Origin of the sequence: Paenibacillus sp. GYB004 (assembly GCF_036577605.1) — a bacterium.
GTDB classification, from domain to species: Bacteria; Bacillota; Bacilli; order Paenibacillales; family NBRC-103111; genus Paenibacillus_AB; species Paenibacillus_AB oceani.
This window is the reverse complement of sequence record NZ_JARBDB010000057.1, coordinates 151,453-166,069: the sequence shown is the minus strand read 5'-3', so window position 1 is coordinate 166,069 and position 14,617 is coordinate 151,453. Positions and strand designations below refer to the sequence as shown.

Sequence of the window (14,617 nt, the reverse complement as noted above, 5' to 3'; positions counted from 1 at the left end):
AGATTCGAATGCAACCAGAACAATCAGCGAGACTATGGACGAAGCCGTTCGTCGCTTTGACGATCTGCTCGTTTTTATTGTTTTTGAATTTGCAGATGCTGCTGTCGTCGTTCCCCGCCTATGTCAAAAACGAATATGAGGCCGGAGACCTGACCGTCAGCTTGACGACAAGCGTGTTCGCTTTATCGGCGATCGTAACCCGATTTGCGACGGCGGCTCTGATGCGTTACGTGCACCGCAACTTCATTTTGTATGCCGGGCTGGCGATTGCCGCCTTAACGACCGGTATTTATGTATATGCCGGTTCGGTAGGGGGTCTGCTGCTAATGCGCGCCGGCTATGGCGTAGGCTTCGGGATGGCGAGCACGATCATTCCGACACTCGTCTCCCAGATCATCCCGTCCCGGAGAATGGGCGAGGGGATCGGTTATTTCGGATTGTCAACCAGTCTGGCGATGTCCGTCGGGCCGATGATCGGGTTAAATGTGATGAACTTGTCCGGCTTCGGCACGCTTTCCATAATGGGGACCGCTGCCATCATTTTGATTTTTCCGCTTTTGCTGCTGATTCGTGCGGCGCCGGCCGATTCCAGGCGGAATACGGACTCCGTGCCGGCGTCCGCGGTCCGGACTCAGGTCAATCAGACGAACCAGACCAACCAGTCGGGCGAGAAACCGAGATGGAATACGAAGTTATTATTTCCCGCCTTGCTTAATGTTATTTTAGCCGTAACTTACAGCGGTTTGCTCAGCTTTATCGCTTTGTACGGAGAATCGGTCAAGCTGGAGCAGGTCGGACTGTTTTTCTTATTTAACGCGATTACGATCATTTTGATCCGCCCGATCTCCGGCAGAATCTTCGACCGGAAAGGTCATGGAGCGGTTCTCGTCCCGGCCGCGGTTAGTGTCATCGCCAGCTTGCTTCTGCTGTCGTACGCGCACACCATTCCGATGCTGTTTGTGTCCGCCTTGCTGTACGGGCTCGGCTTCGGAGCAATTCAGCCGACCATTCAGGCGTGGATGCTGCGGGTAACGCCGAGAGAGCGGCACGGGTCGGCCAACAGCATGTATTACAACTCGACCGATCTGGGCGTCGCGGCCGGGGCGATGATTCTCGGAGCGATCTCGTCCGTATCGAATTATGCGGTCATGTACCGGTATTCCGCCGGCTTTATGGTATTATTTCTGGTCGTATATGCTGTTGCCGCTATGGCGGCCGCCCGGTTCGGGGCACCTCGGGCGAAGAGTAGCGCGGATATTATTTACGAGCATAAATCTTGACGGCTGCCCCTTCCCCATTGAAGGGGCTTCTTTAATTTCCGCGTAAAATTATGGAATTACTCATTCTAGTAAGATGAGAGGAGTTCCTCCCGATACCGCAACCTTCACAGCGTATAATACGGGCTTTTCTAATGCAACCATTTGACTCTTATAATATTTATAAATCTTTAATCTGACTTAGATAAATATGGATTGACATCCGTTTTTCGGTCATTTATGATGAAATTGTGCTTTATCAATGTTTTATTTATAACATTGACTCACATATTAACTACAATTTTTAGAGTCAAAAGGCGGTTTCAGGGGTTACTTATGCAGATGGGGAGGCGGGACGTATAAGTTCATGATAAACTAAGCGGTAGTTGAAATGACCGACATTGGAGCGTTGAACGATGGGGATACGACCGACCAAGGAACAATTTAACCGGCAACTGGAGCAAATTGCCGGCACGCTGCGCAACGAAATGATCGAAGGCCGCTATGCCCTAGGCGAATATTTGCCGACGGAGCGTACGCTGATGGAACGATTCCGCATGAGCAACAACGCGGTGCGCACCGCATTGGAAACGCTCGTCCGCGAAGGCTGGATCGAGAAGGTGCCGAGAATCGGGAACCGGGTGGCGGCCGGACGTCCTCCGGTGAAGCTGGTGCTGGCCCGCAACAACGTTGCGCAGCGCAATCTCGAGCTTTCCGGGCTGCTGGACAACTTCCACCGGCAATTTCCGTGGATTTCGGTGGAGACCCATAAGATTGATGGGCAAGGGAATACGGGGGACGCGGATTTGGTGATGGTGGATAATTATCAGTTTCAGAGCATGGTCGAGGACGGAGCCATTAAGAAGCTGGAGCCGCTTACCGGGCGCGAGGACACGTATCCGGGACTTGCCAGGCAGTTTGTGGTTGAGGGAAGCTTGTACATGAGGCCGGTCGTGTTCTCGCCGATCGTGCTTTGCTACAACAAAGCGCATTTCCGCGAATGCGGGCTGATGGAGCCGGACGGAAGCTGGACATGGGACAACTTGCTCGACTGTGCAGAGAAATTGTCGGACGGCAAAGGCAGATACGGATTCAGCTTTCACGCGCAGGATATGAATCGATGGCCTCTTTTTATGCTGCAAAGCGGTGAACGGTTCGAATGGAACGCAGGACAGTTGAACGATTTGCGCGGCACCCGGCTGCTGGAGAGCATGAAGGTGTACAAACGGATCATTCATAACCGGAAGGCGTTCCCGCTGTTTCTGTCCGAGAGCAATGGCGATATTATGCAAATGTTCGAGGAAGGCAAGCTGTCGATGATTTTGAACACCTACATGGGGCTGAACTTGTGGAAACATGCGAATCTGGAGTACGATGTGGCGCCGGTTCCGTTCATTTACGAGCCGCGGACGCTTATTATCGTTCTCGGCATCGGCATAAGCGCCAAGTCCGCACACAAGGAAGAAGCGCGGCTTCTGGCCGATTATTTCGTTTCGGCCGGTGCGCAGAATTACATTTACGAGCATACGCTCAGCATTCCGAGCACGCAATTGCCCACTTATTCGCCGGCCGCCTCGACGTCTGTCGGCATCAACCGCCCGGAGCGTTACGCGTTATTTCGCGAGATGATGTTTTCCTACCGCACCCATAGCGATTTGGGCATCCCGGTTATGTCTTTGCCCAAAATATTTCAACCATTGAAAGCGTATTTGGCCGATATGATTGACGAAAACGAATTGTGCGACCGGATTCGCAGCGCGTTGTCCGACGAAACGCGGGCGGGCGCGAGCGAAGCGGGCGACTGAACTTGTGGAGGGATCGATGATGGCTGCTTGCCTCCGTACTGGCGGCAGCCTCGCTGACGGCTTATGCCGGCGGCGAAATGAAAGCGGTAACAAAGTGACTGAAGCAACCGATCAGGCGCCGGAGCAAAAACAACTGATGGATCTGGTGTTTTATTCAAACTCAAAACGTCTCTCGCCGACCTGATCGACGAGGACGAATTGGACGCCCGGCTGATCGAGCGGCTGTCGGGTCCGTAGCAGGAGCAAAGGGCAGGGCGGAAGTTTACAATGAGAATTTCAAATTTTCAAATTAGGGGGTTGACCCATGAAAAACATGAATAGGTGGTTGAAGCTGGGTATGATCGGTATGGGAACGGCGGCCATGCTGAGCGCTTGCGGTGGAGGAGCCGGAAGTAAATCGGAAGCGGGAGAAGCGACGGCCGGAGGAACGGAGCCGGTTGCGCCGGCGAAGCCGAGCGGTCCGGTCGAGATCAACCTCGTGACACCCGATGCGACGATTACGCCGGAATTTCTCGAACGGCTGGCCAAGAAGTTTCCGGACTACAAGATTAACCGCTATAACCAGGCTACGAAAGGATCGACGATTACCGATCTGCTAACCAACGGGACGCCGATCGATATTATCGGTCGCGCCGCGACCGTCTTCGAGAACGATGTAGTCGTTCACAAGCTGCAGTACAATATGGAGCCGCTGCTCAAGCAGGCCGGCGTTCAGACGACGGATTTCGAACCGCAATTGGTTAACTACGTCCGCAGCATTTCCGACGGCGGCATGTATGGCATCCCGGGCGGAAGCGCTATCAACCATGTGCTCTTTTACAACAAAACGTTGTTCGACCAATTCGGCGTAGCCTATCCGAAGGACGGGATGAGCTGGGAGGAGACGATGCAGCTCGCGGCCAAAATGACCCGCAACGAGGGCGGGAAACAATACTACGGATTCGCCGGAAATACCGGCATTATGACGGCAACGAATCAGTTATCGATCCCGTTGGTTAACACGAAAACGCAAAAGCCGACGATCAATACCGATGAGCGCTGGCGCTCGTACTTCCAGATTATTTACGGCAACTCTGTTCTGAATGATGCGCTCAAATCGAACAACAAGGCGTTCAGCGGCGGGGCGAAAAATCTGACCGAAGGCGACACGGCGATGCTTTTGTTCAATGCCAATATCGGCATTATCGACAAGGCGCTGCAGGAGGAAAAAATCAATTGGGATATGGTAGCGTTGCCGAGCTTTAAGGAAGCGCCGAAAACCGGCAGTCCGATGAACTCGACGCTTTGGGGATTGACGAACCAGACCCGGAATCGGGAAGCGGCGATAGATGTGATCAAGTATATGGTCTCGGATGAAGTTCTCGGCGACCTCGCCAAGCTTGGTTATCTCGTGCCGAAGCAGACGGATGCGATCAAGCGCGTATTCGCAACCGAAGCGAAACCGGCAGGGAAAAACTGGAATGCGGTCAATTATAATAAATTTGCGGCTTTCCCGGAAATGACGGTCAGCGATGCGGCCATTGCAGCGCTATATTCCAAGCAGATCGAAGTCATCGTCAAGGGCCAGACGGACATGAACACCGCGTTCCGCACCATTGAAGAGGAAGCAACCAAAATCATCGAGGAAAACGCGAGGAAATAAAGAAGAAGTTTTTATTTTGCAGAAGTAGCAGATACAGAAGTCTGGGGAACACATCGAAAACTTGTTCCCCGACATATAGAGGAGATGGAGAGATGCATACGTTACGTGCAGTTGTCGTCGGAGCGGGGACGATCGCGGGCCTTCATTTGCGGACGCTTGCGGCAAGCGAACGAACCGAGCTTGTAGGCGTCGCGGATATTTCCGGGGAGCGGGCTCGCTTGGCGGCCGAAGCTTACGCGATCAAGCCTTACACGGACTACAAGGCGATGGTACGGGCGGAGAAACCCGACATTGTCGTTATTACGCTGCCGCATGTTTTGCACAAAGAAGCGGCGATTTGGTGTGCGGAGCAAGGGTGCCACGTGCTGCTGGAGAAGCCGATGGCGATGAATGCGCGCGAATGCGCGGACATCAACGCTGCGGCTGCCCGCTGCGGCATTGTGCTGGCCGTGGGGCATATGCAGCATTATTTTGCGGAAAATGTGAAAGCAAAGCAACTGATTCAGTCCGGCAAGCTGGGGCGGCTTGTGACGATCATCGATCGGCGGTACGGGTATTATTATGACGAGAAGCGTCCGGCGTGGTTTTTGGATAAGGCGGCTTCCGGCGGAGGGATCGTCATCAATATCGGCAGTCATTCGATCGATAAAATCCAGTGGTTGACGGATTGTCAAATAACGAGCGTAAAAGCGGAACTGACGTTTTACGGCGAACGGGGCGATGTCGAAGGAAGCGCCAACTTGCTTATGCGCACTTCGCATGGAGCGACGGCTTCCGTCTCGCTCTTCGGCTATCGCGGCGTGCCGCCGGCCAATGAGACGGAACTGCTGTTTACGGACGGAGCGCTGAAAATCGTGGCGAGAAAAGGGCTTTGGATCAGCGGGGCAAACGGCTACGAGCTTGTCGACACGGGCGCAAAGGGCGAACCGTTCACCCCGCAGTGGGACGATTTGCTGAACGCCATCGGGCACGGCTCGGAGCTGTCGATAACGGGAACGTATGCCCAAACCGTCTCCGCCGTCGTCGATGCCGCCTATCGCTCCCACGAAACCGGCAGAGCGGAGGAAGTTGCCGTCATCTGATATTGGCTAGCCGCAGACGCTCGAAGATAACGTGTTCGAGGAGGAATGGCAATTGCGCAGATGGATGGTCTGGACCGTGGTGTTGATGATGATTGTGCCGTACGGTTTGCTGGGCCCGGGAAATCGGACATCGGCCGCCGGACAAACGATTGTTGAGGAAGGTGAAGCTCCGATCGAGGTGTATACGAATAAATGGAATGTAGTTCCCGCATGGACCGCTGCTCCCGTCATCGATGGAAAATTGGATGAGGCGGCATGGAGCGGCGCCGCGCCGCTGGACGATTTCCGAACGGCTTATTACAACGAGCCGGCGACTGGCGGGATTGCCTACAAGGCGGCCTTCGACGAGACGAATTTGTACATCGGAGGAACGTTTGACGAGGAAGAAAGGGACGTACTGGAACGGATCGAAATCGTGATCAGTCCGCAGACGGCAGGCGGGCTGCATTATGTGGCGTCCATCCCGGTCACTCCTTCGGGAAGAACGTTCACGACGGTCTGGAACCAGACGCTCGACGGTGTAGACCCGCAAAGGGTGAAAGTCGGCGTCTTCTCCCATGAAACGTCGTTGGCGGGCGGTGTCTTTACGGTCGAAGCGGCCATTCCGTTATCCGCCTTCGGGTCCGCCGTCGTCTCGCCGGGCGCAGAATGGCGGATGAATATCATCCACTTGCATCATCTGAATACGAAGCCGCTTTCCTCCTGGGTACCGATCCGCACGTCGAGCTTCTGGGATACGTCGGGGGCTGTAAAGGTGCCGGCCAATGTCGTGGACGAAGGGCGGCTCGGCTCCGTCTTTTTCGAACGAACGACGCAGGGCGTTGCTTGGACGCTGCTCGAACCGGAGCTCGACTATACCGGTTTTGCGACGAAGCAGTTATCCTTTGACGGAACCGGTCTGGAACCTGTTGATACTGTCTTTGAGCTGAAATGGATAGATCCGCTCGGCAACGTGACGACGCTTGACGACGTGCAGGCCGCATGGGAAGGAAGCCTCAGCGTGCTGACGTTCTCGCATCCCGGGCCGCTTCGCGACGGCATGTACCAGCTGCAAATACTGGCCTGCGAAGACGATCCGGCCGATTGTCGGTTCGCCGCACTGACCTTCGACAGGGACAGCCTGATCGATGCGGGCATCGAAGACGAGGAGCAGGCGTCGCCCGCCGGCGATGTCGTTCCGGTGACGCCGGCCCCCGCCTCGGCGGCCGTCGAGAACATACTCGAATTGATCCCGGACCGGGTCGGCTTCCGCTTCGCCGGCTTGCCGGAAATGCCGGAGCTGAATCCGGACGGGTTATATACGCTGTCCGCCGACGGCAAAAGCATGGTTGCGCCCAAAACCGGCACGGCGTATCCGAACGCGCAGTATCCGGAAACCGGCACGGTGACCGCCGTCAACCGAAAAGGGGAAACGCTGGAATATCCGTATTACGAAGACGCCGAAGGCAAGCGATACTTTTTATCCGCGCATTTGTGGTATTTGCAAAAAGCGTATACGCTCAATCAGACGAATGCGATCGCCAAGACCGACCCGCTCGGTGCGGCCCGCCTGCTGTACCGGTTTGCGCAAGTGTACGAAGGCTACGTGCCGACGACCGATTATAATTGGTATAACTATCCGATCAACATCACCTCCGGCCCGCCGTTCAACTATTGGGGCGGCATGTGGAACCGCTGGTCGGTATCCGACCTGAACAGTCTGCGCCCGCTCCTGCAAGCTTACACGGAAGTGAAGAAGACGGACGCCCTGCAAGTGCTAAGCCAGGAAGTCGGGGAAGACGTCGAGAAGAAGCTGGTCGAGCAAGTAGTGATGCCGTCCGTCGATTATGCGCTCAGCTATCCGACGACGCTCGGCAATATGGACTATACCCAATGGCTCGGCCTGATCGACGCCGGCAAGGCGATTGGACAGCCTGACTACATTCATAACGTTGTGGAATGGATGAGGGAATATGTCGACAGGCGGTATAGGTCAGACGGCTTCTGGTACGAAGTGGCGCCCTCCTACCACGTGCAGTCGACCGACGGTCTAAATTTGGCGATCGGGCAGCTGCAGGGGTACAGCGACCCGACCGGGTACGTTTCACCGCGTTCGGGACTGCATTTCGACAATTTGGATATGTATAACGATTTTCCGATCATCGGCAAGGCGAAGGAAATCCCGAACCTGCTTTCCTTCCCGAACGGCCAACTGCTGCCCGTCCAGGATTCGTGGGCGTCGGACAAAGCGAAGGCGCCGCGGTCGGACGTCGGCTCTATGCTGCTGCCCGATGCCGGCATTGGCCGACTGTCCGGCGGAACGGGCGCGGACCGGACACAGCTTTACCTGGAGTTTACGCCGAAGACCGGGCATACGCACTACGATCCGTTGAACTTGAATTTGTACGCGCAGGGCCAGGAATTGCTGCCCGATCTCGGGTACACGTATACGAAATACCGCTATTTCACCCTGTCCACGCTCGGCCATAACACCGTCGTCGTCAACGGCAAAAACATGACCACGGCCGGCGCGGGCAAAGACGGCGGGGCGATTGAGGCCTTCGCCTCCGTCGGCGCATTCCAGGCCATGCGGGCAACCGAAGAAAACGCTTACGCGGAGACGGAAACGTACAGCCGGGAGCCGTGGTTCGTTCCGTTCGACGGCGGGAATGGCGGCGAAGGCTACGTGCTCGATCTGTTCCGCGTAAAGGGCGGCAGCCGCCATGAATATACGTTGCAGGGCGATGCGAACCTTGACGCCGAATTCGAGACGGACTTGCCGCTTGAATCGTACGGCCCGTACTTGCTGCCGCCGGGAACGGAAGTGCACGAAGCGGAATCTTTCAACGAGAGCGGCACGGCGGCAGGGAATTATCCCGCCTACATTTATGTGAACGATGTGCAGAAGGCCGAACTGTCGGGCGACAAGTACGAAGTGACGCTGGAGACGTCCGACAACGGGGCGGACAAAGCGAAGCTGAAAATTACCGGTTTGCTGGAGGAAGGGAACAACGAGCTGTATTTGGGCCGTTCTCCTTCCATTCGCTCCACACGGTTGTTCGGGAAAAGCAAGGACACGAACGACGAAGCGGTCTTATACGACATGCCGAAGCTGGTGTTGAGACGGGAAGCAGCCAACTTGAACAGCACGTTCGCGACGGTGATGGAGCCGTATGCAGGCGCTGCCGGGCCGAAGATCGATTCGATCAAACGGCTGGAGCCAAGCCAGTCGCCGGAAGGCGCAGTGGCAGTGAAGGTGACGTACGGCGATGTCACCGACTATTTGCTCAGCTCGCCGGAGCATTCGGACCAGCCGCTCGTCGTCGGAGACATCACGATGCGAGGAGAGATGGGCTTTATCCGGGTGGAGGACGGCGTCGTACAGAACATGTACCTTGTCGGCGGGACCGAACTGAAGAAGGGAAGCAAGGAGATCAGCGCGCAAGGCTCCGTCACCGGGACGATTACCGGCACGAAACGCAAGGCGAACGGCGATCCGTACGACGCGATCGTGACGAGCACGCCAATTGATCCGGCGATTGCCGCCCTCCTGAAAGGGAATTACGTCATCGTAACGCATCCGGACGGATCGACGAACGGTTACAAAATCGGGGACATCCGCAGCGTTGCGGGACAAACGGCGATCGTCCTGGCCGAATACGATCCCGGATTCGAGCTGAAAGCGGACGGGACGTCGCAGATGATGTTTTATCCGGCGAAAAGCTGGACCGGCGCGCATACGTTCAAAATCGCCAACGTGGAAGCGCTGGACCGCAATCCGCTGCAAGCCGTCACTGTGGAAGCGCCGCAGCGGGATTTGCCGAAAGGCGAGAAGGTTCCGCTGGCCGTGTACGGGGTGAACCGGGACGGCAGTCCCGCGGTATTGTCCGCGGGAGAAACGGTTTTTACGAGCAGCGATCCCGCCGTCCTGGCGGTCGACGCAAGCGGAAACGTCACGGCGGTCGGTGACGGGACCGCCACGGTGAGCGTCGAGGTGACGTTGAACGGAGTGACGAAGACGGCAAGCGTCGTCATGTCGTCGCAATCCCGGTCGCTGCAAACGTACAATATCGTCGATCTGAACATCGCGGAGCAGACGGTGCCGACGCTGTACGTTACCGATACGAATACGGTGCAGCTTGAAGCGAATGCGGGCGGACAGAGCATTGCGTTCGACTTCGAGGTGGCGGAGGACGCCGCGTACGCCATCGGGATCAAACCGTTCAAGGCGGGCAGCTACGGGAAGTACAAGATCAGCGTCGACGGCACGGAGCTCATGACCTACGACTTCTACAGCAGCATCGGCGGAGCGAGCACCGCGTTCGAGACGATTGGAACGATGCCGTTAACGGCGGGCACGCACCGGATCGCGCTGGTGGGTGACGGGAAAAATGCGAGCTCCAGCAACTACAAATTCGGGCTGATCCAGTTGGAAATCAAGGAGTCGCTGCCCGACGCTCCGGCTTTACAGGCGGCGGCCGGGCCGATCTATCCCGGGCAGGCGTTCGCCATGACGTTCGCCGATTCGGCCGCATGGCGGAGCGAAATATCCGGCGTGACGGTTGACGGCGTCCCGCTGGCGAGCGGCCAATATACCGTCTCGCCGGGCAGCATCGCCTTCGCTGCGGATGCGCTGCCGGCCGGAGAAGGCGCGGCCTGGATCGTCGTGCAGGCGACGGGGTACCGGCACGCGGCCGCGGAACAGCGGATCGCATCCGCCGCCGCGCTGAGCGGGCTTGCGGTCGGCCCGGGCACGCTGAGCCCGCCGTTTGCGCCGGAGACGCGCGACTACGCCGTGCTGGTCGACGAAGACGTGTCCGCGCTGACGGTCACGGCACAGACGTACCGGCCCGACGCCGTCATCACGGTTGGCGGGCAGACATACGGCAGCGCGGCAACGATCCCGCTCGCCCTCCAGCCCGGCGCCAACCCGCTGTCGCTCGGCATTGCTGGTTCGGACGGCAGTTCCGCCATCTATACAGTGACGGCTTACCGGGATGTCCGCGAATTCGAGCCGATCGGCACTGTAGCGGGGACCGTGTACGGTGCGGGCGGCGCTCGTTTGGCCGGAGCGGTCTTGCGGTTCGTCGGGCAAGCGGAAGTCGCTGCGACGACAGACGAAGACGGCCGCTTCGCGATTGCAGAAGTGCCGAACGGGAGCTGGCAGCTTGCGGTGACGAAGCTGGATTATCTGGATGGGCTGTCTAACGTATTCGAAGTGACGACGAGGCAGACAACGTCCGTCGACGTGACGCTGCAACGGTCGCCGGTGCCGGTTTTGTACGGCGTGACATACGGGGCGGCAGCGATCGGCAACCCGGTGTCGGCGACGATGTCGCGTGGCGGTGTGCTGCATCTCGTCCCGACCGGAACGGCGGCGACGCAGGCGGCGATTGAAGCGGCGTCCGTCGTCACGGTTGGCGGGGCGGTGTACGGCGCTCGGGCGGCGGCTGCGGCGGGAGTCGCGGCCGCGCTGGACACGACCGATTTCGCCTCCGGCCTGTACGTGGCATACGCGATCGACGGCGCCGGCAACGTGTCCGCGGCGTCGGAGCGAATTGCAATCATTCCGCGCAGCCTGGCCGCGATCGACAATACGAGTCCGTTCGTGATGTATTCCGGCTCCGGGACGACGACGACGAGCGCCAGCCTCCTGTACGGCGGCAGCGAATGGATCGGCACGGCGAAAGGCGCGACCGCGCGGGTGCCGTTTTACGGGACGCGGGGGCAAGTGCTCGCCACGAGGGCTTCGAACGGCGGCTTGGCGGACATTTACGTGGACGGCGTTTACCGGACGACTTACGACTTCGTCAAGCGCGGTACCGCGCAATACCAGGCGGTTGTATTCGACACAGGGCTTTTGCCGCTTGGCGCACATACGGTGAACATCGTGTCCAAGGGAGAAATCGGGGCAAACTCGCAGAATAACTGGATTCGGTTCGACGCGCTTCTGGTCAACGGATACGAGTCGATCGGCACTGTAACGGGGGCTGTGTACGGTGAGGAGGGCGCTCCGTTGACCGGAGCGGTTGTGCGGCTTGTCGGGCAAGCGGAAGTTGCGGCGACGACGACGGATGAAAACGGCCGCTACACGATCGCGAACGCGCCGGGCGGAAGCTGGCAGCTTGCCGCGACGAAGCTGGATTACGTGGACGGTTTGTCTGACGTATTCGTCGTGGAGAACGGACAGACAACGTCCGTCGACGTGATGCTGCAACGGTCGCCGGTGCCGGTTTTGTCCGGCGTGACGTACGGGGCGGCGGCGATCGGCGACCCGGTGTCGGCCACGATGTCGCGCGATGGGGTGCTGCATCTCGTCCCGGCCGGTACGGCGGCGACGCGGACCGCGATTGAAGCGGCGTCCGTCGTCACGGTTGGCGGGGCGGTGTATGGCGCGCGGGCGACGGCTGCGGCGGGCGTCGCGGCCGCGCTGGACACGGCCGATTTCGCCTCCGGCCTGTACGTGACATACGCGATCGACGGTGCCGGCAACGTGTCCGCGGCGTCGGAGCGGATTGCAATCATCCCGCGCAACTTGGCGGCGATCGACAATACGAGTCCGTTCGTGATGTATTCCGGCTCCGGAACGACGACGACGAGCTCCAGCCTGTACGGCGGAAGCGAATGGATCGGCACGGCGAAAGGCTCGACCGCGCGGGTGCCGTTTTATGGGACGCGGGCAAAGGTGCTCGGAACGTTGGCGCCCAACGGCGGTTTGGGCGACATTTATGTGGATGGCATTTACCGGACGACGTATGATTTTATGAGGCGAGGCACTGCACAAATCCAGTACGTCGTGTTCGATACGGGCGTTTTGCCGCTTGGTGCGCATACGATTGAAATACGGGCGACAGGGGAGAAAAACCCGGACTCGCAGAACATTTGGGTCCGGTTTGACGCGCTGCTGGCCAGCGGATTTTAGCCTATAAAGCCGCAAAACGAAACCACAACCTCCGGCCGTCCGTTTATAACGGCATGGGGGTTGTGGTTTTCAGTGGAAATGAACCCATTCATCAAAATGTGGATACTTCTACCCCTTCCCCATTGAGGCTTCGTGAATTTCCATGCAAAATTATGGAACTACTCATTCTAGCAAAGCGATTTTCGCTTCGATCCTCTTCCAGACATGCCGGCTCGCAAAATCTTTCGCCAGCTTAAGTATCACATTACGGCTATGCCGAATGAGTGTAGCTTTCAGCAAGGCCGTTTTCTTATGGTTTATTATCAAGATTAGAATTTAACATAGCCAATCTATAAAGAATCAAGCCGCGTCCCTACTTGGGGATAGCGGCTTGTTGCGGTTCGGGTCGCGCCGGATAACGGGATGTGATCGCATCGATTTCAGCGCGCAGCGTGTCCTCGCCGATCAGCCCGGTCCAGTAGGTTTTAAGTGTCTCGTGCAGCTCGCGGAACGCTGGAGCCGACAGCTCCAAATCCCGGTACGTCCGAAAAGCGGGGATGATGTCCCGGAACAGGTGAAACCGGGGTGGCCGGTTGAGCGTTCGCTCTCCTTCGTCCGGAGCTTCGGCGGCCGCTTTCAAGGCAGGGATGCTGAGCGTATGTTCCCGGATAAGCCGCTGTGCCCGGGGTGATGTTAAATAATCGGCGAGAAGCTGGGCTTCCTCCGGATACTTGGTAAGCGTATTAACCGCAATCCCCGTGCTTGACAGCAGCGTCCGGGGGTCGTGCATATACGGCAGGGAAGAAATATCGTATTCGAGCGGCGAGGAGGAGAAACGATTCAACGCCTCGTAGCCGGTAATAATCATGGACGTTTTGCCTTGCAGAAACAAAGTGCCTACATCGTTCTCCGAGCTGAACAGAAGATTTGGGAAATAAGTGTGGTTCCCCATCATTTCTTTACTGAGCCGAATCCCGTCGAGCCAAGCCCCGGAGCGGTTACCCGCGGCCGAAGAGCCGGTCCCCTGCAGCAAAAATAGCGGCCAGCGTTCATGATGAAGCGGCTGAAAATGAAAACCGTAACGCTGGCCCGGTATGGACAGTCGTCCGGCCTGAGCCATGGCGTGCTCCCACGTCCACCCCGAATCCGGCTCCTGTACGCCGGCCTCGCGAAAATGCCGCAAGTTATAGGCGAGAATGAGTGGAGAAAACTGAATCGGCAGCGCATACAACACGGAGCGTTCGGTAAACACTTTGTTCAGAAAAGGATAAACGTCTCCGCTCGGCTGCTGCGGCTTCAAAATGTCCTCATATCCTTCGCCGGAGACTTCCTCGAAATGGCGGTCCTTGATCGTGATCAGGTCGACCAGGCCGTTATCCATCATAGGACGCATCGTCTTGACGAATGTCGGATACGAGTTGACGGCTACGGCTTCGACGTGAATCTCCGGATGCAGCTGTTCGAAATCGGCGAGAAGCCTGGATAATCCGAGCTCCAACTCGTCCTTCAAATAACAGCCGAGCATAAGCGTAATCTCCGGTTTCCCGGACGGTTCCCGGCCGGAGGCGATGACCAGGCTGCCCACTCGCGGAATTTTCTCGATCAGCCCTTCCTCCGCCAGCTCCTCCAGCCCTTTGCGCACCGTTTTGTTGCTGAGCCCGAATTGTTTGGCTAAGTTTTTTTCGGGAGGCAGGTAGGTTCCCGTCTTATAGATGCCGGTATGAATACCGTCGCGTAGCTGATCGACCATATCGTTCAGCCGGGATTGAAACGTTCTTCTGCCGGACTCTGATGAACTCATGCATCATTCCAACTTTCGCTTGATGTCGTAAAAAATTGACGTGATCCGGCTGACGCCGTCCGTCCGTGGCTCCATACCGCTTACGGCAGGCGGCCGCAGCCGGTTGATTCCCTATGCCGTAAGCGGCTATTCTTACTAGTATCATACCGAA

General features: G+C 57.5%; 7 protein-coding genes. 6 read left to right on the top strand and 1 reads right to left on the bottom strand.

Annotated features, from left to right (window positions below; all coding sequences use genetic code 11):
- Positions 1–8: 8 nt before the first annotated feature.
- The 6 genes from PV433_RS24010 to PV433_RS23985 all read left to right on the top strand — a co-directional run bounded on the left by PV433_RS24010 (position 9) and on the right by PV433_RS23985 (position 12,686).
- On the top strand, positions 9–1,280 hold the full coding sequence (locus tag PV433_RS24010; protein ID WP_332074562.1) for an MFS transporter: 1,272 nt from the start codon (positions 9–11) through the stop codon (positions 1,278–1,280).
- Between the two features lie 392 nt (positions 1,281–1,672).
- Positions 1,673–3,061 (top strand): extracellular solute-binding protein, encoded by a 1,389-nt coding sequence (locus PV433_RS24005; RefSeq protein ID WP_332074561.1) that lies wholly within the window; start codon positions 1,673–1,675, stop codon positions 3,059–3,061.
- Positions 3,062–3,077: 16 nt separating this feature from the next.
- Complete coding sequence (locus PV433_RS24000) at positions 3,078–3,245, top strand: hypothetical protein (protein WP_332074560.1); 168 nt, start codon at positions 3,078–3,080, stop codon at positions 3,243–3,245.
- Between the two features lie 120 nt (positions 3,246–3,365).
- Complete coding sequence (locus PV433_RS23995) at positions 3,366–4,703, top strand: ABC transporter substrate-binding protein (protein WP_332074559.1); 1,338 nt, start codon at positions 3,366–3,368, stop codon at positions 4,701–4,703.
- Positions 4,704–4,795: 92 nt separating this feature from the next.
- The gene (locus PV433_RS23990) at positions 4,796–5,785 is read left to right on the top strand and encodes a Gfo/Idh/MocA family protein (protein ID WP_332074558.1); all 990 of its coding nucleotides are present in this window, start codon (positions 4,796–4,798) and stop codon (positions 5,783–5,785) included.
- 52 nt (positions 5,786–5,837) lie between these two features.
- Positions 5,838–12,686 (top strand): carboxypeptidase regulatory-like domain-containing protein, encoded by a 6,849-nt coding sequence (locus PV433_RS23985; RefSeq protein WP_332074557.1) that lies wholly within the window; start codon positions 5,838–5,840, stop codon positions 12,684–12,686.
- Positions 12,687–13,038: 352 nt separating this feature from the next.
- On the opposite strand, the gene PV433_RS23980 is transcribed toward PV433_RS23985, so the two are convergent.
- The gene (locus tag PV433_RS23980) at positions 13,039–14,466 is read right to left on the bottom strand and encodes an extracellular solute-binding protein (protein WP_332074556.1); all 1,428 of its coding nucleotides are present in this window, start codon (positions 14,464–14,466) and stop codon (positions 13,039–13,041) included.
- Positions 14,467–14,617: the final 151 nt, after the last annotated feature.

What these genes read in the sequence shown, in the direction of transcription:
- PV433_RS24010 (WP_332074562.1), top strand. Translation starts at nt 9, where the DNA reads ATGCAACCAGAACAATCAGCGAGACTATGGACGAAGCCGTTCGTCGCT.
- PV433_RS23990 (WP_332074558.1), top strand. Translation starts at nt 4,796, where the DNA reads ATGCATACGTTACGTGCAGTTGTCGTCGGAGCGGGGACGATCGCGGGC.
- PV433_RS23995 (WP_332074559.1), top strand. Translation starts at nt 3,366, where the DNA reads ATGAAAAACATGAATAGGTGGTTGAAGCTGGGTATGATCGGTATGGGA.
- PV433_RS24000 (WP_332074560.1), top strand. Translation starts at nt 3,078, where the DNA reads ATGATGGCTGCTTGCCTCCGTACTGGCGGCAGCCTCGCTGACGGCTTA.
- PV433_RS24005 (WP_332074561.1), top strand. Translation starts at nt 1,673, where the DNA reads ATGGGGATACGACCGACCAAGGAACAATTTAACCGGCAACTGGAGCAA.
- PV433_RS23980 (WP_332074556.1), bottom strand. Translation starts at nt 14,466, where the DNA reads ATGAGTTCATCAGAGTCCGGCAGAAGAACGTTTCAATCCCGGCTGAAC.